This window comes from Paraburkholderia sp. RL17-337-BIB-A, assembly GCF_046025895.1.
In the GTDB taxonomy this organism is placed as follows: Bacteria; Pseudomonadota; Gammaproteobacteria; order Burkholderiales; family Burkholderiaceae; genus Paraburkholderia; species Paraburkholderia fungorum_C.
This window is the reverse complement of record NZ_JARESY010000001.1, coordinates 4,616,099-4,638,362: the sequence shown is the minus strand read 5'-3', so window position 1 is coordinate 4,638,362 and position 22,264 is coordinate 4,616,099. Positions and strand designations below refer to the sequence as shown.

General features: G+C 62.4%; 19 protein-coding genes. 11 read left to right on the top strand and 8 right to left on the bottom strand.

The window, feature by feature from the left end; genetic code table 11:
• Positions 1 to 14: 14 nt before the first annotated feature.
• From P0D84_RS20665 to mnmC, 4 genes are all read right to left on the bottom strand, one after another.
• A complete protein-coding gene (locus tag P0D84_RS20665; protein ID WP_408339458.1) occupies positions 15 to 653 on the bottom strand; it encodes a MarR family winged helix-turn-helix transcriptional regulator in 639 nt (212 codons plus the stop codon).
• A gap of 536 nt (positions 654 to 1,189) precedes the next feature.
• Positions 1,190 to 2,305, bottom strand: coding sequence for a YbdK family carboxylate-amine ligase (locus tag P0D84_RS20660; protein ID WP_408339456.1), 1,116 nt, complete (start codon positions 2,303 to 2,305; stop codon positions 1,190 to 1,192).
• Between the two features lie 129 nt (positions 2,306 to 2,434).
• Positions 2,435 to 3,640, bottom strand: coding sequence for a cation:proton antiporter (locus P0D84_RS20655; RefSeq protein WP_408339454.1), 1,206 nt, complete (start codon positions 3,638 to 3,640; stop codon positions 2,435 to 2,437).
• An 883-nt stretch (positions 3,641 to 4,523) separates the two neighbouring features.
• Positions 4,524 to 6,491 (bottom strand): bifunctional tRNA (5-methylaminomethyl-2-thiouridine)(34)-methyltransferase MnmC2/FAD-dependent 5-carboxymethylaminomethyl-2-thiouridine(34) oxidoreductase MnmC1, encoded by a 1,968-nt coding sequence (mnmC, locus tag P0D84_RS20650; protein ID WP_408339452.1) that lies wholly within the window; start codon positions 6,489 to 6,491, stop codon positions 4,524 to 4,526.
• A 416-nt stretch (positions 6,492 to 6,907) separates the two neighbouring features.
• On the opposite strand from mnmC, the gene P0D84_RS20645 reads away from it, so the two are divergent.
• Complete coding sequence (locus P0D84_RS20645) at positions 6,908 to 7,186, top strand: HU family DNA-binding protein (protein ID WP_006050811.1); 279 nt, start codon at positions 6,908 to 6,910, stop codon at positions 7,184 to 7,186.
• A 120-nt stretch (positions 7,187 to 7,306) separates the two neighbouring features.
• Here P0D84_RS20645 and P0D84_RS20640 read toward each other — a convergent pair whose 3' ends face one another.
• On the bottom strand, positions 7,307 to 8,635 hold the full coding sequence (locus P0D84_RS20640) for a GTP-binding protein (protein ID WP_408339449.1): 1,329 nt from the start codon (positions 8,633 to 8,635) through the stop codon (positions 7,307 to 7,309).
• Between the two features lie 243 nt (positions 8,636 to 8,878).
• A complete protein-coding gene (locus P0D84_RS20635; protein ID WP_408339447.1) occupies positions 8,879 to 9,325 on the bottom strand; it encodes a lytic transglycosylase domain-containing protein in 447 nt (148 codons plus the stop codon).
• 528 nt (positions 9,326 to 9,853) lie between these two features.
• Here P0D84_RS20635 and gspD point away from each other — a divergent pair.
• Genes gspD through gspF form a run of 3 tightly spaced genes read left to right on the top strand, consistent with a single transcriptional unit; the run spans position 9,854 to position 15,067 of the window.
• Positions 9,854 to 12,280 (top strand): type II secretion system secretin GspD, encoded by a 2,427-nt coding sequence (gene gspD, locus P0D84_RS20630; RefSeq protein ID WP_408339444.1) that lies wholly within the window; start codon positions 9,854 to 9,856, stop codon positions 12,278 to 12,280.
• A complete protein-coding gene (gene gspE / locus P0D84_RS20625) occupies positions 12,277 to 13,845 on the top strand; it encodes a type II secretion system ATPase GspE (RefSeq protein WP_408339441.1) in 1,569 nt (522 codons plus the stop codon). The genes gspD and gspE overlap by 4 nt, the downstream gene beginning before the upstream one ends.
• 4 nt (positions 13,846 to 13,849) lie before the next feature.
• Complete coding sequence (gene gspF, locus P0D84_RS20620) at positions 13,850 to 15,067, top strand: type II secretion system inner membrane protein GspF (protein WP_408339438.1); 1,218 nt, start codon at positions 13,850 to 13,852, stop codon at positions 15,065 to 15,067.
• A gap of 285 nt (positions 15,068 to 15,352) precedes the next feature.
• Here gspF and P0D84_RS20615 read toward each other — a convergent pair whose 3' ends face one another.
• Complete coding sequence (locus P0D84_RS20615; RefSeq protein ID WP_408339436.1) at positions 15,353 to 15,766, bottom strand: type II secretion system protein N; 414 nt, start codon at positions 15,764 to 15,766, stop codon at positions 15,353 to 15,355.
• 261 nt (positions 15,767 to 16,027) lie between these two features.
• Here P0D84_RS20615 and gspG point away from each other — a divergent pair, with 261 nt between their 5' ends.
• The 4 genes from gspG (at position 16,028) to P0D84_RS20595 (ending at position 18,303) form a co-directional block, all read left to right on the top strand.
• A complete protein-coding gene (gspG, locus tag P0D84_RS20610; protein ID WP_179735304.1) occupies positions 16,028 to 16,492 on the top strand; it encodes a type II secretion system major pseudopilin GspG in 465 nt (154 codons plus the stop codon).
• Between the two features lie 144 nt (positions 16,493 to 16,636).
• Complete coding sequence (locus P0D84_RS20605) at positions 16,637 to 17,242, top strand: GspH/FimT family pseudopilin (RefSeq protein ID WP_408339433.1); 606 nt, start codon at positions 16,637 to 16,639, stop codon at positions 17,240 to 17,242.
• Between the two features lies 1 nt (position 17,243).
• Positions 17,244 to 17,648 carry a type II secretion system minor pseudopilin GspI gene (gene gspI / locus P0D84_RS20600; protein WP_408339431.1) on the top strand — a complete coding sequence of 135 codons (405 nt, stop codon included), beginning with the start codon at positions 17,244 to 17,246 and terminating at the stop codon, positions 17,646 to 17,648.
• A complete protein-coding gene (locus P0D84_RS20595; RefSeq protein ID WP_408339428.1) occupies positions 17,626 to 18,303 on the top strand; it encodes a prepilin-type N-terminal cleavage/methylation domain-containing protein in 678 nt (225 codons plus the stop codon). Before gspI ends, P0D84_RS20595 begins: the two co-directional genes overlap by 23 nt.
• 249 nt (positions 18,304 to 18,552) lie before the next feature.
• Here P0D84_RS20595 and P0D84_RS20590 read toward each other — a convergent pair whose 3' ends face one another.
• Positions 18,553 to 18,933: a hypothetical protein gene (locus P0D84_RS20590; protein WP_408339426.1), complete on the bottom strand. Its 381-nt coding sequence runs from the start codon at positions 18,931 to 18,933 to the stop codon at positions 18,553 to 18,555.
• Between the two features lie 325 nt (positions 18,934 to 19,258).
• Here P0D84_RS20590 and gspK point away from each other — a divergent pair, with 325 nt between their 5' ends.
• Genes gspK through P0D84_RS20575 form a run of 3 tightly spaced genes read left to right on the top strand, consistent with a single transcriptional unit; the run spans position 19,259 to position 22,252 of the window.
• Positions 19,259 to 20,302, top strand: coding sequence for a type II secretion system minor pseudopilin GspK (gspK, locus tag P0D84_RS20585; RefSeq protein WP_408339910.1), 1,044 nt, complete (start codon positions 19,259 to 19,261; stop codon positions 20,300 to 20,302).
• A gap of 28 nt (positions 20,303 to 20,330) precedes the next feature.
• Positions 20,331 to 21,752, top strand: a complete 1,422-nt coding sequence (gene gspL, locus P0D84_RS20580; RefSeq protein WP_408339424.1) for a type II secretion system protein GspL — start codon at positions 20,331 to 20,333, stop codon at positions 21,750 to 21,752.
• Positions 21,749 to 22,252, top strand: coding sequence for a type II secretion system protein M (locus P0D84_RS20575; RefSeq protein WP_408339421.1), 504 nt, complete (start codon positions 21,749 to 21,751; stop codon positions 22,250 to 22,252). Before gspL ends, P0D84_RS20575 begins: the two co-directional genes overlap by 4 nt.
• The last annotated feature ends 12 nt before the right edge of the window (positions 22,253 to 22,264 follow it).

Here is a 22,264-nt window from a genome sequence, read left to right as displayed (position 1 = left end):
GGCAAGAAGTCGCCTTATTGGGCGAAGATCTTCCAGGTCTTCTTTTGGGTAGCGACGTCGGCCGTTTCGTACACTGAGCAATCGAGACGCAGATCCGTGTCCGACATGTTCATGTCGAGCAGCGCGCAGTGATGCGGCGTCTTCTTCGGATTCTTGCTCGGCTCGAAGTGCGTGCAGCTCAGGCACATGCGATGCGGCGGGATAGTGCCTTGCGCTTCCAGCTGGTGGATCGTCTTGAGCAGCGTGCGATAGAACAGCGTCTGCTCTTCGTCGCGCAGCGTGCCGACCGCTTTGGCCAGGAAGTCCGGCCATTGCGCAGCGCGCTTCGCGGCGGTGCGGCCACGCGCCGTCAGACGGACCGCGAGGGCGCGGCCATCGTCGAGGGCACGGCGCTTTTCGACCAGACCTTTGGTCTCGAGCGTGCTCACGGCATCGCTGGTGGTGGCGGCCGTCAGGGCCGTTTCACGGGCGATTTCGCCAAGACGCATGGGGCCTTTGCGCTGCATCAGCAACACCAGAATTTCGCCCTGGGTCGGCGTGAGGCCTGCGCCCTCCGCCCATTCCCAAGCCTGGCTCCGCATCGCCGTGCTCAATCGCAATAGGCTGTGGGTCACTCGCCCGCCTGCCTGTTCTCCGTATACGCCTTCGCTCATAATCTTCGTGTGGTTTATTAAAGCTCGCGTGCGATGCCGGCGAATCGCCGCCGAGCACACCCGTAGCCTGTGTGGGGTAGCCTCGCCCAAAAACAGACGAGACGGTTTCTACTATCTCAAAAATTTACCGCCTTGCAAGCCAAAGACGGCGAAAACGACATTCTATGCGAGACCGGCCAATCGTACAGCTAAGTTATCCAACGCAAGCTGTGGATAACCATAGGAAAACGCAGGGGATGCCTGTGCGTCCATTCTTGATAAGCGATTTGTTGCCAGTGCCCCCTCCAAAGTTGTCCTCGTTTACCGGGACCAATACGCCTCGGATCAACCCACTTATGGTTTACGTAGCACTTTGACTTTTCAGGGAATTATTCAGTTGTCCACAGGCAGATGCAATGCTTGTTAACTACTACTACTTGTGTATACGTAAATTTTAGAAAAACCTGAAGCCCCCCGATCTGGAAATTTAATTACGAAAAAAAACCCGCGTGAAGCGGGTCTTCCTTACGGTTTGCTGTGAGCAATCCTGTCTCTGGCTAGGCTCGCCACTGCAGACATTGCTGCCTTACAGCTTCGTGCAAGGACTTTTCCTGCTCGAAAACGCCGCGCAACCACGTCGCGTCATTGACCTGGCCGCGCGCGATAGCCCCGATTTCGGCGAGCGCATTACCCGAACCCAACGCTTCGGCGTGCGGTGCAATCAAGTCCAGCGTTTCGAGGATGTCTTCGGAAATCGTCTTGCGTTCGCTTGTTTGCGGATTGATGCAGTTGCCGGCCAGACCGAAGCGGCATGCCTCGAAACGGTTGAACGTGTAGACGAGGTAGTCGTCTTCCTTCGGCGTAATCGGTTTGTCCAGCAACAGATGCCGCGCCAGCGTCTGGATGTAGCAGGCAATCGCCGCGGCGCGATCCACTGAAAACGGCGTATCCATCACGCGCACTTCGATCGTGCCGAAACCGGGCTTCGGCCGGATGTCCCAGTAAAAATCCTTCATGCTGTTGACCACGCCCGTGTGGACCATCTTCGAGAAATATTCCTCGAAGCTGTCCCACGTCAACACGAACGGCGCACGGCCCGACAGCGGAAATGCGAACACTGAATTCAGGCGTGCCGAATGAAAACCAGTGTCGACACCCTGCACGAACGGCGACGAAGCGGACAGCGCGATGAAATGCGGAATGAAGCGCGACATCGAATGCAGCAGGTACAGCGCGCTGTCCGGGTCCGGGCAGCCAATGTGCACGTGCTGGCCGAACACCGTAAATTGCTTGGCAAGGTAGCCGTACAACTCCGAAATATACTGAAAGCGCGGCGTATCGACGATCTGCCGTTCGCTCCATTGCTGGAACGCATGCGTGCCGCCGCCGCACAAGCCGACGTTCAGGCGATCGGCCGCGGAAACCAGCGTATCGCGGATCTTGCGCAAATCGGCGACAGCCTGTTCGTGCGTCGTGCAAATACCGGTCGACAGCTCGATCATGCTTTCGGTGATTTCCGGCGTAATGTTGCCGGGAATTTTTTCGTCCTTGATGAGACGCATCAAATCCGAGCCGGCTTTGGTCAAATCGTAGTCGTGCGTATTGACGATCTGCATCTCGAGTTCGACACCGAAAGTGAACGGTTTCGAATCGATGAAGGGTTCGAGTGACATGGCGTCCCTTGAGTCAGGTCGGCCGGTGTGCGGCACATGCTTGTGTCACATGCCCGGCCGTTTTTGAATCGAATAAGTTGGATAAAACACGCAAATCAAGCGCCTGAAGCATCGAGCAGCGGCGCTGGCTTACTCTTCGCGCCGTTCGGCCACCATCGCGAGGCTGCGATACACGAGCCACGGCCCGAGAATTTGCAGCACGAAAATCGAACACATCACGATGGCCCGCAATTGCGGATCGAAATTCGGATAAAGGTTGTACGTATCGTCGACGAGCAGGTACGCGAGCGCCGACATGGGCGATAGCGACAAACCGAGCGCCATCCCCTGCTTCCAGTTCAAGCCGCTCGGCTTGGCAAAGGCCATCACGCCCACCAGTTTCGCAATCAGACGCGCAACAATCAGACCCAGCGCGGCCACGCCGCCCAGCGCGATGTCCTTCCATTCGAACGAAGTCAGCGTCAGCACGAACAGAATCACGGTCAACAGCCAGCCGGCCGTGCCGAAATGCTCTGGCCACAACTGCGGACGCGCTTCATGATTCTTCACGATGATGCCTGCGGCCAGCAGCGCGAGAATCGTCGACAGCTTGAACAGATGCGCCACCGCAATGGCCAGCAGCACGAGGCCAAACAGCGCGACGAACGAATGCTCGTCCTGCATGTTCAGACGGCGATAGAAAAACGTGCAGGTACGCGCGAGCAGATAAGCGAGCACGAGCGAACCGACCAGCAGATAAAGCGGCTGCAGAATCGTCGCGAAAACGTTGCCGTAAATCTCCTGGTGCAACCAGCTCGAGACGAGCTTTTCGATGACCACCGCATACATGCTGTTCAGCGCGGTCAAGGTCAACAGACGCTGAGTCACCTGGCCTTCCGCGCGCAGCTCGGTTTTGAGCTGGATCACCATGGCCGGTGAAGTCGCCATGGCAATGGCGGCAAGCACCGTCGCCACCATCAGCGGCACATTCAGGAACAACAAAACCGGCAGAACCAGCGCGAAAGTCAACGTGGCTTCGGCAACGCTCGACAGAATCAGCCAGGGATTGCGGCGAATCCAGCGCAAATCGAGCCGGCTACCGAGTTCGAACAACAACAAACCGAGCGCGACATCGAGCAACGGCCGTGCGGCGCTTGCGGAATCCGCGTCGATTACGCCAAAACCGGCTGCGCCTGCGACCAGACCGATAACCGCGTACCCGGAGATGCGCGGCAAACGCCATGCGCGATAGCAAAGTTCACCGCACAGGCCGGCGGCGAGCAGCGCAAGACCAGCCCAAAAAATGGCGTCGGGAGTGAGTGGCCAGGCTGGAAAAAATGAAAACGCCGACTTCATTGTGATGGGTTCTCCTTGTCAGCAACGGCAGACGACACGAACCGGCGCAAACACCGGCGAGCGGGTGGGCACTCGAGGCGCTCACTGTCGCGATCGCTTCGCGTAGCCCGCGTTGCGAGTTTTCAACGATCGGATGATCTGAACACGCCGCAGCCGCAGGGAGCGCGGCGCGTTCGGGGGTGCGGCCGTAGCAACCGGCCCGGCATGGTGAAAGAACGCCGTCGACTTTGAATCAGATTCTGATTGAGCGGCACCGTTCCGTTGCAGCGTGTGCCGCCAGAGGCGAGGCACGACGCGGAAAAGAACGGCGATTGTGCCATAGCTTTTTCAGGCTTGACCGAAAAGACAGGAACATGCAGGTAAAGCGGTAAAAACGTACGCTATCTTCGCAAGATGAGGAAAAAGCGACCGTTTTAAAACCGGGTCGGGCTCTCATAGAGTACAGATTCGACGTTGCAGAAGTGTTTCCTAGTGCACAGCGGGAGGTGTTTTTCTCGAACTTTTGGCGATTCGAGCTCAGCGATCGTGCGCGATCTGCCCACGGCCTTTCTGTTTACAGGTTTACCGTATGTATACGTAGTAACAGTTAACAAGCTGCCTCGGTTTCTGTGGATAACCCCGGTTTACCCAATCAATTCATTACGTTGCCGCTCGCACAACAGGATGCACAGCATGTGCGGCAGCGGCGGGTAAACAAGGGTAACTTTTAGCGATTTTCGGCGGCCGCAAAGTTGCCCCGTTTACGTCCACAACGGTTCCACATGCGTTGCGTCGGTAAACGGCGCGGTTATCCACAAGTTTCGGTGGATAACTCCGGTCGCGACAGGCTTGGTCCGCAAAGTTTGTTTCCCCGCGCTTTGGCCCGATTGTCAGGCGGGGGCGGTTAACTCACTGTGCTTTGGCGCAACGCGCGCAAGAGAAAGCGAGCCGGATCGATGTCTTCAGCCAGATCCCGTTCGAGCGGCCACGGTTCACCTTCAATCTGCGAGGCAATCAACTCCGCGCCGAGCGCCGCCCACACCAGTCCGCGAGAACCGTAGGCGAATGCACCGTACAAGCCGTGGACGCGCGGCAAATCGAGCGGCCATGCGCCACGCAGGCGCTGGGCGTCGCGCGTCGATGCGGCTTCGTCGGCGAAGTTGCCGATCATCGGCATCCGGTCGCTCGTCACGCAGCGAAACGCCACGCGCCCGGCGAGCGCCGCTGCCCGCGCCGGGTCGACGATTCCGTCAAAGGGCGGCAGCATCTGCGCGACACGCTCCAGGTTCTCCAGATGGCCATCTCGCCGCAGCGAGGCGTCAGGGTCGTCGAGTTCGTAAGTGGCGCCGGTCAGCGTGACACCGTCGGTTAGCGGGACCGCGTAGCCAATGCCCATCACCGGCATGCCGAGCGGGGGTACGGTGCCCGGCGGCAGCAAGGTCAACTGGCCGCGGATGCTGCGGGTCGGGGCGTGCTGCAACCCGGCGATCCGCGCGGCGTCGTGGGCGCTCGCGACAATGACCACTGGCGCGCGCGCGACGGCCCGCCCTTCTGTGTCGAAAACGGTCCATTCATTACCGGACCGCTCGAGGCGCGCCACCTCCACGCCGAAACGGCGGTCGAGCAGATCGCCCGCCGTTGCGCACTGCGCCGCACAAAGCGACGCCGGGTCGATCCAGCCGCCATGCGGAAAGAGCCAGCCGCTGTTTGCGAGTGACATGCCGGCAAGCCTTTGCGCTTCGCTCAGCGATACGGGCGTGACGTATTCAGACGGATAACCGAACGCCGCGATCGCCTCACTCATCGAGCGGGCTTCTTCGTCGTCCGCAGCGATCTGCAACAGGCCGGGAGCGCCGCGTAATGGAGGGTGACCAAGCCGTTCGAGCGCTGCCCAGCGTCCGAGCGCGTAGAGAAAGCCCGCACGCGTGACGCGCGACGCGACGCTGTCGTCGCGCGAGATCATGGGATGGAACACGCCGGCCGGGTTGCCCGAGGCGTCCTGCGCCACCGACGCGTGCCGCTCCAGCGATGTAACGCGCCAACCGCGAGAGGCCAGGCGCTCGATCGCCGCGCAGCCGGCGAGCCCGGTACCGATTACGATCGCATGCCGTTCATCGACCTCAAGCGGCGCGGGCGGCTCATAGCGGCGCACGCGCCAGCGGGGCGCGAAATGGCCGACCAGCATCGCGCGTTTCCAGCCGAAGCCGTCGACTTTTTGGTACACAAAGCCGTTTTGCGTCAACGCTCGCTTGATGTCGCCGGCACTGCTGTAGGTCGCGAACGTGGCATCCTCGCCGGCCAACCGAGCGAGCGCTTTGAAGATCGCGGGCGTCCACATATCAGGGTTCCTGGCTGGCGCGAAACCGTCGAGATAGAACGCGTCAGCGCGCAGCCTCAACGCTGGCAGGCTTTCCATCGCGTCGGCGAAGACGAGCGTCAGCGTGATCCGTCCGCCCTCGAATTCGAGCCGGTGCGTGCCGGGGACGAGCATCGGCCATTCAGCGGCCAGCGTTTTCGCCAGTACGGCAATCGCCGGATCTGAAATCGTCGCCGCATAGACGCTACGCAAATCGGCTTGAGTAAACGGATGCTTTTCGGTCGAGACGAAATGCAGCCGCTCGCAACGCGCCGGATCGGCTCGCCAGGCGGCCCAGGTTGTCAGGAAGTTGATGCCCATGCCGAAGCCGGTTTCAAGCACGGTGAAAACGCGGCGGCCCTGCCAGCGCTCCGGCAACTGATTGCCGCGAAGGAACACGTATTGAGCCTGTTCGAGGCCGCCGACAGCGCTGTGATAAATGTCGTCGTAGAGCGGCGAAAAGGGCGTGCCGTTGTCGCGAAACGCGAGGACGGCGGGGATCAGCGGATCGGTCATGCGCAGCGGAAAATGACGCTCGAAAGCGCGAGTCAGACGTTACCGCCAGCGCGCGCAGCTCGCCGGGCGGCGAAAAAGACGGACTGCAACGTTGGCAAAAACCAACGCTAAGCCCCGCCCATACTGGGTTTCAGCCCTCGATTGAGGCTCGCGAAGAGAAAAAGGAAGGGTTTCCCCTCAATCTCAGCCCCGGAACCGCTTAATTCTTCGAAACCCTTGTCCTGATTGGGTTTGCGCTGCGCTATCATAGCAAGCGCCGCGTAGGGAGCGGCGGCACGGCCGACGGGCAGTCAACCGCCCGGCGCTAATTGTCCGGACGGGATCCGGAGCCGCAGCTGCTCGACGGCGCGGCCCGCGCACGTATAATCGGCGCGTTCGCGCTGTTCGTGTCAACCTAAACTCAGAAAGGAACCTTAATGAACAAACAGGAACTGATCGACGCCGTCGCAGGACAGACCGGCGCCAGCAAGGCTCAAACCGGTGAGACGCTGGACACGTTGCTGGAAGTGATCAAGAAGTCCGTGTCGAAGGGCGACGCGGTCCAGTTGATCGGCTTCGGTAGCTTCGGTTCGGGCAAGCGCGCAGCACGTACGGGTCGTAACCCCAAGACCGGCGAAACCATCAAGATCCCGGCAGCCAAGACCGTCAAGTTCACGGCTGGCAAGGCGTTCAAGGACGCCGTCAACAAGCGCTAAGCAGATTGCTGCCAGGCAGTTGACACCCGCCAACGGCGGGTTTTTTTTCGTCCGCGATTTTTTGGCCTGGCCGCGACGGGCGCCGCGGTCAGGCAATCAGGTAAACAGTGGCAAGGCCGCTCAGTCGTGGCGATGCACGATTTCGCCGTGGCCATGACCGTCGTGATCATGATGGTCGTGGTCGTGGTCGTGGTCGTGATCGTCTTCGTCGAAGTCCCATGCCGGGAACGGATCGGCGAATTGTTGCCACGCTTGCGGCCCCGCCGCATATTCTGCGTCGGTCAGCAGGCACGCGTCGAACTTCGCTTGCCAGATAGCCGGGTCGATGCCGACGCCGATCATCACCAGTTCCTGCCGACGATCGCCGATGCTCAGATCGTCCGGATCGCCATACCAGTCGGCGGCAATTTCAGCGGCCAGTTCGTCATCGCCGTCCGGCCATTCGCTGCGTTCCTGAGCGGCCCACCACATTCCCGCCGGACCATGCCGGCAAGCGCCGCCCGCCTGCGACAGCGAACCGCCGATATCGTTACGCGTGGCGAGCCAGAAGAAGCCCTTGCTGCGCAAGACGCCCTTCCACTCCTGATGCAGGAGCGCCCACAGGCGCTCCGGATGAAACGGCCGCCGCGCGCGGTAAATGAAATTGCCGATGCCGAATTCGTCCGCTTCACCGTGATGCGCACGGCCGTGTTCGTGCTCGTGGTCATGTTCATGATTGAGCGACGCCAGCCAGCCCGGTGCGCTCGATGCCTCGTCGAAATCGAAGCGTCCGGTATTCAGCACCTCGGCAAGCGGCACTTCGCCGAAACGGCTCACCACCTGCACGGCGCGCGGATTGAGGCGGGCGAGGATGCGCTGCAAACGCGTGAGTTCATCGGCGCTCACCAGATCGGCCTTGTTCACCACCAGCACGTCGCAGAATTCAATCTGCTCGATCAGCAATTCGACCAGCGTCCGATCGTCCTCTTCGCTCGCGGCAATGCCCCGCTCCGCGAGCGCGTCCGCTGAACCATAGTCGCGCAGGAAGTTGAACGCATCGACCACCGTCACCATCGTATCGAGCTGCGCGACGTCGGACAGCGAGACGCCATCGTCGTCGACAAAGGTGAAGGTTTCGGCAATCGGCATCGGCTCGGCCACCCCGGTCGACTCGATCAGGATCGCATCGAAGCGCTTTTCGCCCGCCAGCCGCTTGATCTCGACCAGCAAATCGTCACGCAACGTACAGCAGATGCAGCCATTCGACAGTTCGACGAGTTGCTCTTCGACATGCGAGAGCGTGGCGGCATCGCGCACGAGCGTTGCATCGATATTGACGGCAGCCAGATCGTTGACGATCACGGCGACGCGCAAACCGGCGCGATTTGCAAGGATGTGGTTCAGGAGCGTGGTCTTGCCGGCGCCCAGAAAACCGGAGAGCACGGTGACGGGCAATAGCGGCTGGTTCATCGCAGTACGGAAAAACAAGAGGATTGGAAGGCGTGCCGGGCTTGGGTCGCATGACTCCGGGGTCAGAAGATGGCCGAAACACCGACGGCAGCACGAAGCCGCATTGTGCATCAAACGGGGAGCGGCCGCGTGACGGGCCGGATCAGAAAGCGCGAGCAGCCATGCTGACAGGCGCTGGCTATAACGCCGCAGCCGTGTGAACGCCGACACCTGTGCCGGTGAAGGTGCGCATGAAAATACCGCTCAGCGTGCAGCTGGCATCAGATTCCATTTGCGCAGAATCGCGGCGATCTGCTGCGCGTATTTATCGCGCAGCGCCGGCGTCTCGGAGTGATACGCGCCGACGGCCTGCCAGGTATTGCCATACTTGTTCATCTGGCGGCGCAGGTGCCATGCCGCGATGTAGACGTTCTTGCAAGGCTCCATCAGCGTGCCCTGCGAGATACCGTACTGGGCGAGCGTGGGCAGATGAACCGAATTGATCTGCATCACGCCGAAGTCGGTCGAACCGTTGGCGTTCTTATGCAACGCGTCCGGCCGATTGTGCGACTCCTGCCACGCAATTGCGCGCAGAATCAGGGGATTGACTTTCTGGTACCCTGCTGCCGCGTCAAAGCAATCGGCGCGTGCGGACCCTGCTGCAACCAGCATGGCAAGTCCTGCGGCGACAGTGACGAAGGTTCTTTTCATCAGTCCAGATCGGTCAAGACGACTAAACAAATCGCAAGGGTAAGGTTCGGTAAGACAATGCATCGGCCAAACTTCAGCCGCTGGAAGCCGGTAAGGCTCACTGGTTGGGCACTTTGTCACGCATCGGGGAAAACCCGCGTCTGCAAGTCGCAACCAGTACCTCGAACGGCTCGTATCATACCGGCAGGCCTGCACGCGTCAAGTTGGCTAACCGACATAATCCAGCGTAAAACGAAGCGCTTCCGTGGCTCAGCGCACAGAAGCTCATTTGCTTTCAATTGGTTGACGATTCGTGACGGTCTTTTAGAGTAATCGCACATCGCCGTTTGTTTTGTGACAAAACCGACATGAAAAGCTGTTACTGTTCATTTTTTTCGGACATTGGATGGCGGGCATCCGGGGCGTTGAGCGCCCGTGAGGGTGGCTGGCAGACCGATAGGGCGGCGGCCTGCTCAAATGTTCGCATTGCATGACAGTCGACGGCCGAGGCCGTCGGGATCGATACCACATTCCATGAGAAGAAATCGTATGGCTTTGCGTCGCGTCGCAACGGCGCTGCTGGTGGCTGGCTTGATCACCGCGCAGACAGCACAGGCACAGGTGACACTCAACTTCGTGAACGCCGACATCGATCAGGTGGCCAAGGCGATCGGCGCGGCAACCGGCAAAACGATCATTGTCGACCCGCGCGTGAAGGGTCAGATCAACCTCGTGTCGGAAAATGCGGTGCCTGAAGATCAGGCACTCAAGACCTTGCAATCCGCATTGCGGATGCAGGGCTTCGCGCTGGTGCAGGACCACGGCGTGCTGAAGGTCGTGCCCGAGGCTGATGCCAAGCTGCAAGGCGTGCCGACTTACGTCGGCAATGCGCCAGTCGCGCGTGGCGATCAGGTGGTCACGCAGGTGTTCGTGCTGAAGAACGAATCGGCCAACAACCTGCTGCCGGTATTGCGTCCGCTGATCTCGCCGAACAACACGGTGGCCGCCTACCCGGCCAACAATACGATTGTCGTGACCGATTACGCCGACAACGTGCGGCGTATCGCGCAGATCATCGCCGGTGTGGACACGGCCGCGGGCCAGTCGGTCTCGGTGGTGCCGCTGAAGAACGCGAACGCGCTCGATATCGCCGCGCAGTTGACCAAGATGCTCGACCCCGGCGCGATCGGCAGCACCGACGCAACGCTGAAGGTGTCGATCACGGCGGACCCGCGCACCAACTCGCTCCTGATCCGCGCGTCGAACGGCGGGCGTCTCGCGGCGGCCAAGCAGTTGGCCAAGGAACTCGATGCGCCGACCACGCAGCTCGGCAACATGCACGTGGTGCCCCTGCGCAACGCGGACGCGACGAGGCTCGCGAAGACCTTGCGCGGGATGCTCGGCAAGGGCGGCGACACCGGCTCGTCGGGCGGCTCGAACGACGCGAATTCGTTCAACCAGAACGGCGGTGGCGGTGGCGGCGGCGGCGGTGGATTGGGCAGCAATTCGACGGGTACCTCGGGTACGCCGCCGTTGCCGTCGGGCGGACTCGGAGGCGGTTCGTCGCCGATGGGCGGCAGCGGTGGAGGATACGGCTCGAGCGGCGGTTCCGGCTCCGCCGGCCTGCTCGGCGGCGACAAGGACAAGGGCGACGACAATCAGCCTGGCGGCATGATCCAGGCAGACTCCGCGACCAACTCGCTGATCATCACGGCGTCCGACCCGGTGTACCGCAACCTGCGGGCGGTGATCGACCAGCTCGACGCGCGGCGCGCACAGGTTTATATCGAGGCGCTGATCGTCGAGCTGAATTCGACCACGAACGCCAATCTCGGCATTCAGTGGCAGATCGCGAACAATTCGGTATTTGCCGGCACCAACCTGGCGACCGGCAACAGCAACAGCATCATCAATCTGACGGCGGCGGCCGCAGGGGCCGCGGCGACGGGGGCCACCGGCGGTCTCGCCGGGGCGCTCGCAACCAATCAGCTCCAGCAGGGGCTCAACGTCGGTTGGATTCACAACATTTTCGGTGTGCAGGGACTTGGCGCGCTGCTGCAGGCGCTCTCGCAGACCGCTGACGCGAATGTTCTGTCGACACCTAACCTCATCACGCTCGACAACGAGGAAGCCAAGATCGTCGTCGGCACGAACGTGCCGATCCAGACAGGTTCGTATTCGAATCTCACGAGCGCCACCGCGACCTCGGCGTTCAATACCTACGACCGCGTCGACGTCGGCCTGACGCTGCACATCAAACCGCAGATCACCGACGGCGGGATTCTGAAGCTGCAGCTCTACACGGAAGACTCGGCGATCGTGAACGGCACGACCAACGCGACGACCAACCCGGCCGGCCCGGAGTTCACCAAGCGCTCGATCCAGTCGACGGTGCTCGCCGATAACGGCGAGATCATCGTGCTGGGTGGCCTGATGCAGGACAACTACCAGGTCAGTAACAGCAAGGTGCCGTTGCTGGGCGATATCCCGTGGATCGGCCAGTTGTTCCGCTCGGAACAGAAGACACGCGACAAGACCAATTTGATGGTGTTCCTGCGCCCTGTGATCATCACCGATCGCGAAACCGCACAGGCCGTGACGTCGAACCGCTACGACTACATCCAGGGCGTGCAGGGTGCGTACAAGTCGGACAACAACCTGATCAAGGACAAGGACGATCCGGTGGTGCCGCCGATGCCGCTCGGTCCTGCCGAAGGTGGCGCGCCCGCGATGAACCTGTTCGATCTCGACAAGATGCGTCGTGAGCAGATGGCGCCGCCGGGGTCCGCTCCGGCGCCGGTCACGAATGGCGGGGCGGTGACGACGAATCCGGTCATGAACAATGGCGGAGCCGTGTACCAGACGAACCCCGTCACGAATGGCCCCGCTGTGCAGACGAATCCCATCACGAATGGCGGCGCTGTACAGACCAACCCGGTGGCGCCGTCCACGGCGTCGCCCGGAGTGCGGCCGTGAGCACGCCGTCCACGCCGCCGTCAGCTTCCGCGTCGTCGGCAGCGGCGCGAGCCGCTGCGTCGACACAAGCCGCGGCGATTCCGCCCGCGGTCGTGACGGAGCACGCCGAGCGCAGTGCGCCGTCGGCGATTGCCGCGCGTCTCGTGCCCTACGGCTTCGCCCGCAGCGGCCAGATTCTGGTCGCGCATCAGCACGCCGACAGCCTCGAAGTCTGGATCAGCGAGCGCACCAGTGACGCGGCGCTTGCTGAGGTCGGGCGCAACTTCGGCGCGTTATCCGTCGTGCGTGTGCCGGCTGACGAACTTGCCCAGGCGATCAACCAGGCCTACGCGCGCCAGGACGGCAGTGCGGCGCAGGTGGTCGGTGAAGTGGAAGGCGAAGTCGATCTGTCGCGCCTGATGCAGGACATTCCCGAGGTCGAGGATCTGCTCGAGTCGGAAGACGATGCGCCGATCATCCGCATGATCAACGCGCTGCTCACACAGGCCGCGCGAGAACAGGCATCGGATATTCATATCGAGCCGTTCGAGACTTCTTCGGTGGTGCGCTTTCGTGTCGACGGTACCTTGCGCGATGTCGTGCGGCCGAAGAAAGCGTTGCACGGTGCACTGATCTCGCGGATCAAGATCATGGCGCAGCTCGATATCGCCGAGAAGCGTTTGCCGCAAGATGGCCGCATCACGCTGCGCGTCGGCGGACGTCCGGTCGACGTGCGCGTTTCAACCTTGCCCACCGGCCACGGTGAACGCGCGGTGCTGCGGCTGCTGGAAAAAGATGCGTCGCGCCTGAATCTCGAAGCGCTCGGCATGGCGCCGGATACGCTCGTCAAGTTCGACAAGCTGATCGGCAAGCCGCACGGCATCGTGCTGGTGACGGGCCCAACCGGTTCCGGTAAGACGACCACGCTGTACGCGTCGATGTCACGGCTCGAGACCGCGACCACCAACATCATGACGGTTGAAGACCCAATCGAATACGACCTCTCCGGCATCGGCCAGACGCAGGTCAACGAGCGGATCGGCATGACCTTCGCGCGCGCGCTGCGCTCGATTCTGCGGCAAGACCCGGACATCATCATGATCGGTGAAATCCGCGACCTGGAAACCGCGCAGATTGCGGTGCAGGCCTCGCTGACGGGTCACCTGGTGTTAGCGACGCTGCACACGAACGACGCCGCCTCCGCGGTCACGCGTTTGACCGACATGGGAGTCGAGCCGTATCTGCTGGCGTCGTCGCTGCTCGGCGTGCTGGCGCAGCGGCTGGTGCGGCGGCTGTGCCCGGTGTGCCGCGAAGAGCGCATCGAAGAAGATGGCAGCGTGCGCTGGCATCCGGTGGGTTGCGACAGATGCGGGCAGTCCGGCTACGCAGGCCGGCGCGGCGTGTACGAACTGCTTTTGATCGACGACGAAATCCGCACGCTGGTTCACCGCAATGCGTCCGATGCTGAGATTCTCGCTTCGGGCCGCGCGCAAGGCATGCGCACGTTGCGTGAAGATGCGGACCGCTGGCTTGCCTCCGGGCTGACGTCGCTCGAAGAAGTGATCCGTGTGACGGGCGGGGCATAAGCGCATGCCGGCATTTCGTTTCGAAGCAATCGATGCGGCGGGCAAGGCGCAAAAAGGCGTGCTCGACGCGGACAGCGCGCGCGGCGCGCGCACCAATCTGCGCTCGCAAGGACTGACGCCACTGGTGGTCGAACCGGCGGCGTCGCGTACCCGTGGCGAACGCAACCAGCGCCTGTCGCTGGGCCGGCGTTTGTCGCAGCGCGAGCAGGCGATTCTCACGCGTCAACTCGCCAGTCTGCTGATCGCCGGCTTGCCGCTCGACGAAGCGCTCTCGGTGCTGACCGAACAATCGGAGCGCGACTACATCCGCGAACTGATGGCGGCGATTCGCGCTGAAGTGCTGGGCGGCCATTCGCTCGCGAATGCGCTGACGCAGCATCCTAAAGACTTCCCCGAGATCTATCGCGCGCTGGTGGCCGCCGGCGAACATACCGGCAAGCTCGGTCTCGTGCTCTCGCGTCTGGCCGACTACATCGAGCAACGCAACGCGCTCAAGCAGAAGATCGTGCTCGCGTTCACGTACCCGGCGATCGTGACGCTCATCGCCTTCGGCATCGTTACGTTTCTGTTGAGCTACGTGGTGCCGCAGGTGGTGAACGTGTTCGCCAGCACCAAACAGCAGTTGCCGTTTCTCACCATCATGATGATGGCGCTCTCCGGTTTCGTGCGGCACTGGTGGTGGGCGATGCTGATCGGCGTGGTCGTGCTGATGTATCTTGTGCGCTCGATCCTGAAGCAGCCTGGCCCGCGCCTCGCCTTCGACCGGTGGCTGTTGACCGCCCCGCTGCTCGGCAAACTCGTGCGTGGCTACAACACCGTGCGCTTTGCCAGCACGCTAGGCATTCTGACGGCCGCAGGCGTACCGATTCTGCGCGCGCTGCAAGCCGCCGCCGAAACGCTCAGCAACAACGCGATGCGCGAGAACATCGACGATGCGATCGTTCGAGTGCGTGAAGGCACGTCCCTGTCGCGTGCGCTCGGCAATACGAAGACATTTCCGCCGGTGCTGGTGCACCTGATCCGTTCGGGTGAAGCAACCGGCGATGTGACGACGATGCTCGACCGCGCGGCCGACGGCGAAGCACGCGAGCTGGAGCGTCGCACGATGTTCCTGACGAGTCTGCTCGAGCCGTTGCTGATTCTGGCGATGGGGGGGGTAGTGCTGGTGATCGTGCTGGCGGTGATGCTGCCGATCATCGAGTTGAACAACCTGGTGCAGTAAGGCGGAGACGTGCTGGCGGTTGCGCGGCTGCGGCGGTTGATGTTGGCGCTGCGGTTGTCGATGCAGTTGCGGCTGCGGCGGTCAATGAGGTTGTCATTGCAGTTGGCGCTGCGGCGGTCAATGAGGTTGTCACTGCAGTGGCCACCGCGGCGGCACCCGTGATGATCACTCGACGTGGAAACCGCTGTGACAAGCGCGGCGAGCCATGTGGCAAATCGCGATGGACGCGATGACCGCGCAAGCAGTTGAAGCCAGGCAGAAATGCCTGAAGCAGAAACGCCTAAGTCAGCGCACGTAGATCGTAGGACCTGCGGGATTGGCCGGCAGGAACACTTCGGAATGCGCGCCATTGCGATCGATGATGATCGAGCGGGCGCGGACTTCGGAGAGTTTGGCGCCTTGCATGAGCGCGCTGCCGAGCGACACCGCATGCGGCGGTTCGCCGCCGACGCTGACGATGGCCGCGGCGCCTTCCCGCAAAGCGAGGATGCCGAACAGATGCACGTCCTGGTTGGCGCTGCGGGTGAGCTGGCCGCCGAACAGCGTGGCGGCCTGTTCGGTCGTGACCTGCTTATGCACGGCGGCGGCGGGTAACGGCGCGCCGGACAGCGTGGAAAGCGTGATGACCCAGTAGGTCAGCGTCGCGCAAAACACGGCGAACAGGGCGAGCGACAGAAGGCGGATTTGGATGGCGTTCATGCGCACATTGTACGGACTATTGTGAAAATTGCGTTGGGGGAAAGCGATCCTGATCTGGCGCTTCGCGCCAGGCCCCCGAGGGCAGACGATCCCCAAGGGGACTTCGTGCGGAGCGGAAACTTGAGGCAGCCCGGCGTTTTCTCACGACCCTTCAACTGCGTGACATTAAAATGACCGGCCGGACGTGTTCAATGGCAGCCTGATTGCTGATACGCGATTCCCGCCCGATCGAAAATTTCACCTGAAAAGAGGTAGCAAGCTATGCAACTGTCGACCATTCGCCGTACTGACATCGCGGCTCCGCGCAGCCGTCGTCAACGCGGTTTCACGCTGATCGAAATCATGGTCGTGATCGCGATTCTGGGCATTCTGGCGGCGTTGATCGTGCCGAAAATCATGAGTCGTCCGGACGAAGCGCGGCGCGTCGCCGCCAAGCAGGACATCGGCACGGTGATGCAGGCACTGAAACTCTACCGTCTCGACAACGGCCGTTATCCGACTCAGGAGCAAGGTCTGCGCGCGCTGATCGAAAAGCCGAGCACGGACCCGGTGCCGAACAACTGGAAGGACGGCGGTTACCTCGAACGTCTGCCGAACGATCCGTGGGGCAATGGCTATCAGTATCTGAACCCGGGCGTGCATGGCGAAATCGATGTGTTCAGCTATGGCGCGGACGGTAAAGCGGGCGGCGAAGGCAACGACGCTGATGTTGGGTCGTGGCAGTAGTCCGGTAAGCCAGTCGTCTCAGTCGTCTATTAAGCGCCGTTGGTTTGCAGGCGGGCCGGATCGCCCTCCTCTTTCGCGATCCGCCGCGCGTCTTATCGACTCATTGTTATTCTGATTTTTGGTTGATCGTTCGTGGCCGGCATTATGCGACTGTCCGCTTGCAAGTCCCGTGTGGACATTCCGTGTACGGCTCAGCCGTCGGACACGGCGTGCGCCGGCGCACGCATGCGCGGCTCACGTGGGTCACGTAGTTCATGTGGCTCACGTAGCTCACATGATTCGTGCGCAGGTGGCCGCAAGCGTGCGGCGGGGTTCACACTGCTGGAAATGATGGTGGTGCTGGTCATCGCGGGCATTCTGGTATCGCTGACCGCGCTGACGATGACCCGCAACCCGCGCACCGATCTGAATGAGGAAGCGCAGCGTCTGGCGCTGCTATTCGAATCGGCCGGCGACGAAGCCCAGGTGCGCGCACGGCCGATCGCCTGGCAGCCGTTCGAGGGCGGTTTTCGTTTCGACGTGCGTACCGAAGACGGCTGGCGTCCGTTGCGTGACGAGCTGCTCGGGCCGCGCAGCTGGGAAGGCGGCGTGACGGGTGTCACGATCGACTATCCCGGGTCGGATTCGCACCCGAGCCGCGTCATATTCGGCACAGAGGCGATCGACGTGCCCGTGGAGATCACGCTGTTTTCGGCGGTGGGGCGCGCGACGATCGTCGGCACTGGCAATGGCCGCTATGAGGTGCACTGAGATGCGTCGTTGCAGAGACATGGGCGCTCGCGTATCGCAGCGCGGTTTTACGATGATCGAAGTACTGGTGGCGCTGGCGATTATCGCGATTGCATTGGCGGCGTCGTTGCGCGCGGTGGGGAGTCTGGCGAGCGGCGAAGCCGATCTGCATCAACGGCTACTGGCTGGATGGAGCGCCGACAATACGTTGGCGCAATTGCATTTGACGCATGGCTGGCCGAACGTCGGCTCGACGAGTTTTGACTGCTCGCAGGGAAATTTGCAATTGATCTGTACCGAGCATGTCACGGCGACGCCGAATCCGGTGTTTCGTCGAGTGGAAGTGATGGTGACGACGCCGGGGCGTTCCGGCAATCTCGCCCAGATGGTCACGGTGGTCGCGAATGAATACAACCGTTCGCTCTGAGCGCCGCGGCCGATCGGGCGCGCGTGGCTTCACGCTGATCGAGTTGCTGGTCGCGATTGCGATCTTGGCGGTGATTGCCGTGTTGTCGTGGCGCGGGCTGGACCAGATCATTCGTGGCCGGCAGACGATTACGAACGCGATGGAAGACGAGCGCGTCTTTGCGCAGCTGTTCGACCAGATGCGGATCGACGCGCGCCAGGCCGCGTCGGATGATGAGTCTGGACAGGCGGCCGTGACGGTCAGCGGCAACGTGCTGCAGATCGTGCGGGAGACGTTGTTGCCGGGGACGGCGCCGCGTTTGCAGGTGGTGAGGTATCGGGTGTCCGAAGGACGCGTGGTTCGGTATGCGTCGCCACCGTTGGCGAATGTGGGTGAATTGCGGCGCGCGCTGCGCGGTGGCGAGGGAGATGGGTGGACGGCGGTGCCCTTGATGGGCGGCGTTGGTGCCATATCGGCGCGTGTCTATGTGCCGAAGGTCGGCTGGACCACGCAGATGAAAGATGTGCAGAGCGCGATTACGGAGAACGATAATAATTTGAAGGTGCCCCAGTTGGGGAATGCGCCGCTGCCGCGGTCGGTGACTGGGCTGGAAGTGAGTGTGGGGGCTAAGTCGTTGGCGCGGCCTATTACGCGGGTTTTTCTCGTCGGAGAATGAAATGAGGGGTTCTTTTTTGTCTCCGCGACGCTCTGGGTTTTCGTTGGTGTTGTCTTCGCGACGCGCTGGGTTTGTTTGCCTGCGGCTCGGGGCTTTCTTTCGCTTTCTGGCGGGTTGGCGTCTTTGTCTGCGCTCTTGTGGTGTTGGCCTTTCCTTGTTTTCTTGTCGGTCTATTAGCGTCGCCCCTGTGCGGGGCAGGCACCTACTTTTCTTTGCCGCCGCAAAGAAAAGTAGGCAAAAGAAAGCGGCTCAAACCGCTAATGCTAAGCGGGTCCCCCGCGCAGCAAACCACAGTGGTGCATCTGGAATCCGTGCCCTCGCACATTCACCTCTCGTGACAAAGCAGTCATCCGTTCCGGCGGCGCTGCGCGCGCCGAGCGGTACATCACAAACACTCGGCACGTCCAGCACACGCGGCACACCCGGCGCACTCGGCGCGTTCAGCACACTCGGCACAGCCAGTACACCCAGTACACCCGGCGCACCCGGCGCACCCAGTACACCCGGCACATTCGGCACACTCGGCACGCCCGGCACACCCGGCGCATGCGTCTCCCATCCACAAGCAACTGCCGGCGAATTGGTGGGGCGCTGCGCCGAGGCGAAGCCGACGGCCCCCGCCCACCTCAAACGAAGCTCATGGTTTTCAAGGCGGACCCTTCCGGCGAGCGCGCGGCGCGAGGCGGGAAGTATGACTGCCTTGTCACTTCGGGTTGGGGATACGGGGGGCCAGATTCCAAATGCACCACTACCTCCTCCAAGCCGGGGGACCCACTTAAGAGTTAGCGGTTTGAGCTGCTTTCTTTTGCCTACTTTTCTTTGCAGCAGGCAAAGAAAAGTAGGTGCCCCCCCGCACAGGGGGAACGCAAATAAACCGATAAGAAAACAAGGAAAGGCCAACGCTGCAGGCGCACACCCAAAAAGCCAGCCGCAGGCAAACCAGCACGGCGTAGCCATCATCAGCGCCTTACTAGTAGTCGCCCTATCAGCGATCCTGGTCTCCGGCATGCTCTGGCGCCAGCAAATCCAAATCCGAAGGATAGAAAACCAGCGTCTGCTATCCCAAGCCCTATGGGTCTCCCGAGGCGCGCTAGACTGGACGCGCCTGATCCTCCGCTCGGAGGGCGACACCTCAGCGGGCATCACCTACCTGGGTGGCCTATGGGGCGTCCCCATCGCCAAAACTCGTCTGTCGGATTTCCTCGGGCAAATAGGTGAAGTCAGAGCCGAGCAAGGCCAGGCCACCTACCTCTCAGGTTCAATCGAAGACGCCCAGGCGAAATTCAACCTCCGCAACCTGGTCTCGAGCCCAGCGCCAGGCGTCATGCAACTGAACACCGAGCAGATCGCCGCCTATCAGCGCCTGCTAGTGTCCCTCGGCGCGAGCAGCCAACTGGCGAAAGCCACCGCCGTGGCGGTACGCTCGAGCCTCGGGCAATCGGCGACACGTTTCCAGACGGTCACGTCCGGCCCCGGGGGAACGGCGGCCCCAGTCACCGCGGACGGCGGCGCCACCGGCGGCAGCTTCACCGACAAACCCGGTATCGAAGACGGCGACGACAACGCGGAGGTCGCGCCGCTGCAAATGAACGGCGTCGATTCACTGCTCGACATCCCCGGCTATACGCCGGAAATGGTCGCGCGCTTGCGCCCATTCGTTACCGTGCTGCCGACGGCGACGGCGGTCAACATGAATACGGCCTCCGCCGAAGTGATCGCGGCGATCGTGCCAGGGATGAATCTGTCCTCGGCGCAGGCCCTCGTCGCGCGCCGGCAGACGGTGTTTTTCCGCAACGTCGCCGACGTGCAGCTCGCCTTGACCGGCGCTGGCGTACAGTCGATCTCGATCGACCCGAATGCCATGGACGTCAACACGAACTACTTTCTGATCCACGGCCGTGTACAGCACGAACGTGCGGAAGTGGACCGCACGACCCTCGTCTATCGCGACGCATTGACTCACACTACGCGTATCGTGCGGGTACAAGACCAACCATGAATAACGCCTTTCCCAGAGAGAGTGGCCTTTGAGCACGCTGATCGTTCTATTGCCGCCGCGTGATCCGGCGGTGCCATCGCAGGAATGGCAACTGCCGGAGCTGCCGTTCGTGCTGCTCGACAAGTCGGGCCGGACCCAACGCGCGGGCCGCTCAGCGCTCGCGTTGCTGCCGCGCGCTTCGTCGACGGTGCTGATGGTCGCCGCCCGCGACCTGCTGATGATGCCCGCCAAGCTGCCGCCCTTGCGCGGCCCGCGGTTGCGTCAGGCGTTGCCGAATATCGTCGAGGATCAGCTGATCCAGGACCCGCAAACCTGCCACATCGCCGTCGATCCGCAACCGGTCGCGGGCGGCCGGCAGTTGCTCGCGATCATCGACCGCGGCTGGTTCCGCTTCTTCTGCGAAGCGTTTGCCGCCGCCGGCCACCGCAGCGTGCGCGCGGTGCCGGTCACGCGCTGTCTGCCGCAAGCCGTCGCGCTCGACACACCCGCTGAAGTCGCGGAAATGGTCAACGCAGGCGAGCCGGTGATGGCGGGCTCGGCTAGCGTGGCGACATCGCTGCCCGGCGTGGCGCCGGTGGTGGCGCCAGGCGTGGCGTCGGTGGTGCCAATGGTGGCGGCCGTGCTCGGCGCGGTTGTCCAGACCGCGCCCGCGTTGCTGCTCGAAGGCGCGATCGAAAGCGCGGTGGTGAACGGTGCGCCGCGTGTCGAACTGGCGATCGCGCGTGGCGTACAAGGCGAAGGGCTGGCGGTGCCGGCCAACGCCGTCAACGCCACGCTCAGCGCGCTCGCCGGCGCCGCGCCGATCTCGCTGTACATGTTGACTGAAGTGCCCGGCAACGAGCCGGGCCTTTCCGCGACCAGTCCGGCGAAGCTCGCGGCCCACGTGCATGGGGCCAGTCCGTTGCCGTTCGAGCAGCTCGCGCGTCGCGCGTTGGAGTGCCGCTTCGATTTGTGTCAGTTCGAGTTCGCCTCGCAGCCGTGGCGGCTCGACCGCCCGACGCTGCGGCGGCTGCGCCTGCCGGTCGTGCTGGCGGTCGCCGCGCTCGTGATCGCGATCGTCGGCGCGAACGTGCAGTGGCTAATGCTTTCGCGCCAACGTGACGCGATCAGCGCGCAGATGACCGAATTGCTCCTCAACACCTTCCCCAAGACAACGGTCGTGCTCGACGCGCCCGATCAGATGTCGCGCCAATTGCAGCAGTTGCGGGTGGCGGCGGGTGAGCTGTCGCCGGACGATTTTCTGTCGCTGGCCGATGGCTTGGCCCGTTCGTTGGCGCCGGTGCCGGTCAATGGCATCGCCGCGCTCGACTATCACGACCGGCGGCTCGATGTGACCTTCAAGCCCGAAGTGAAACTGGATGCCGATTTCGCCCAGCGCCTCGCGCGCAACGGCCTGAGCGGCGCGATCGACAGCAACACCGGCAAGTGGACCATCAGGAACGGACAATGAAAGCTGAACTCGCCCAAAGCTGGGCTGGATTCTGGGACCAGCGCACTGAGCGCGAAAAAACGCTGCTGACATGGGGCGGCGGGGTGCTGGCCGTGGTGATCGCGTGGTCGGTGCTGTGGGCGCCGGCGCAGGATGGCCGCGCGCATCTGCGTGAATCGCTACCCTCCTTGCAACGTCAGTTGGCGCAGATGACCGCGCAGTCGAATGAAGCGCGCCAGCTCGCCGCGGCGGCGCAAGGCGTCGCGCCGACCGGCGCCGCGCTGAAGGACGCGCTCACCGCCTCGCTCAGCGATCACGGCCTTGCCGCGACCCAGGTGCAGATAATCGGCAACGCGGTGCAGGTCCAGATGAAGAATGCGTCGTTCCCCGTGTGGACGACCTGGGTCGACGACGCGCGCAAGCAGTTCAAGGTGCAGGTTGCCGAGGCGCACGTGACCGCGCTCAAGGAAGACGGCCAGGTGGATCTGACGGCGTCGTTGCAGCCGTCTACCGCGAAATGACCGCGCCGTTAC

What these genes read in the sequence shown, in the direction of transcription:
- P0D84_RS20635 (WP_408339447.1), bottom strand. Translation starts at nt 9,325, where the DNA reads ATGAAAAGAACCTTCGTCACTGTCGCCGCAGGACTTGCCATGCTGGTT.
- P0D84_RS20575 (WP_408339421.1), top strand. Translation starts at nt 21,749, where the DNA reads ATGAAAGCTGAACTCGCCCAAAGCTGGGCTGGATTCTGGGACCAGCGC.
- P0D84_RS20595 (WP_408339428.1), top strand. Translation starts at nt 17,626, where the DNA reads ATGAATACAACCGTTCGCTCTGAGCGCCGCGGCCGATCGGGCGCGCGT.
- P0D84_RS20665 (WP_408339458.1), bottom strand. Translation starts at nt 653, where the DNA reads ATGAGCGAAGGCGTATACGGAGAACAGGCAGGCGGGCGAGTGACCCAC.
- mnmC (WP_408339452.1), bottom strand. Translation starts at nt 6,491, where the DNA reads ATGACCGATCCGCTGATCCCCGCCGTCCTCGCGTTTCGCGACAACGGC.
- P0D84_RS20615 (WP_408339436.1), bottom strand. Translation starts at nt 15,766, where the DNA reads ATGAACGCCATCCAAATCCGCCTTCTGTCGCTCGCCCTGTTCGCCGTG.
- P0D84_RS20660 (WP_408339456.1), bottom strand. Translation starts at nt 2,305, where the DNA reads ATGTCACTCGAACCCTTCATCGATTCGAAACCGTTCACTTTCGGTGTC.
- P0D84_RS20640 (WP_408339449.1), bottom strand. Translation starts at nt 8,635, where the DNA reads ATGAACCAGCCGCTATTGCCCGTCACCGTGCTCTCCGGTTTTCTGGGC.
- gspI (WP_408339431.1), top strand. Translation starts at nt 17,244, where the DNA reads ATGCGTCGTTGCAGAGACATGGGCGCTCGCGTATCGCAGCGCGGTTTT.
- P0D84_RS20605 (WP_408339433.1), top strand. Translation starts at nt 16,637, where the DNA reads ATGCGACTGTCCGCTTGCAAGTCCCGTGTGGACATTCCGTGTACGGCT.
- gspG (WP_179735304.1), top strand. Translation starts at nt 16,028, where the DNA reads ATGCAACTGTCGACCATTCGCCGTACTGACATCGCGGCTCCGCGCAGC.
- P0D84_RS20655 (WP_408339454.1), bottom strand. Translation starts at nt 3,640, where the DNA reads ATGAAGTCGGCGTTTTCATTTTTTCCAGCCTGGCCACTCACTCCCGAC.
- P0D84_RS20645 (WP_006050811.1), top strand. Translation starts at nt 6,908, where the DNA reads ATGAACAAACAGGAACTGATCGACGCCGTCGCAGGACAGACCGGCGCC.
- gspF (WP_408339438.1), top strand. Translation starts at nt 13,850, where the DNA reads ATGCCGGCATTTCGTTTCGAAGCAATCGATGCGGCGGGCAAGGCGCAA.
- gspD (WP_408339444.1), top strand. Translation starts at nt 9,854, where the DNA reads ATGGCTTTGCGTCGCGTCGCAACGGCGCTGCTGGTGGCTGGCTTGATC.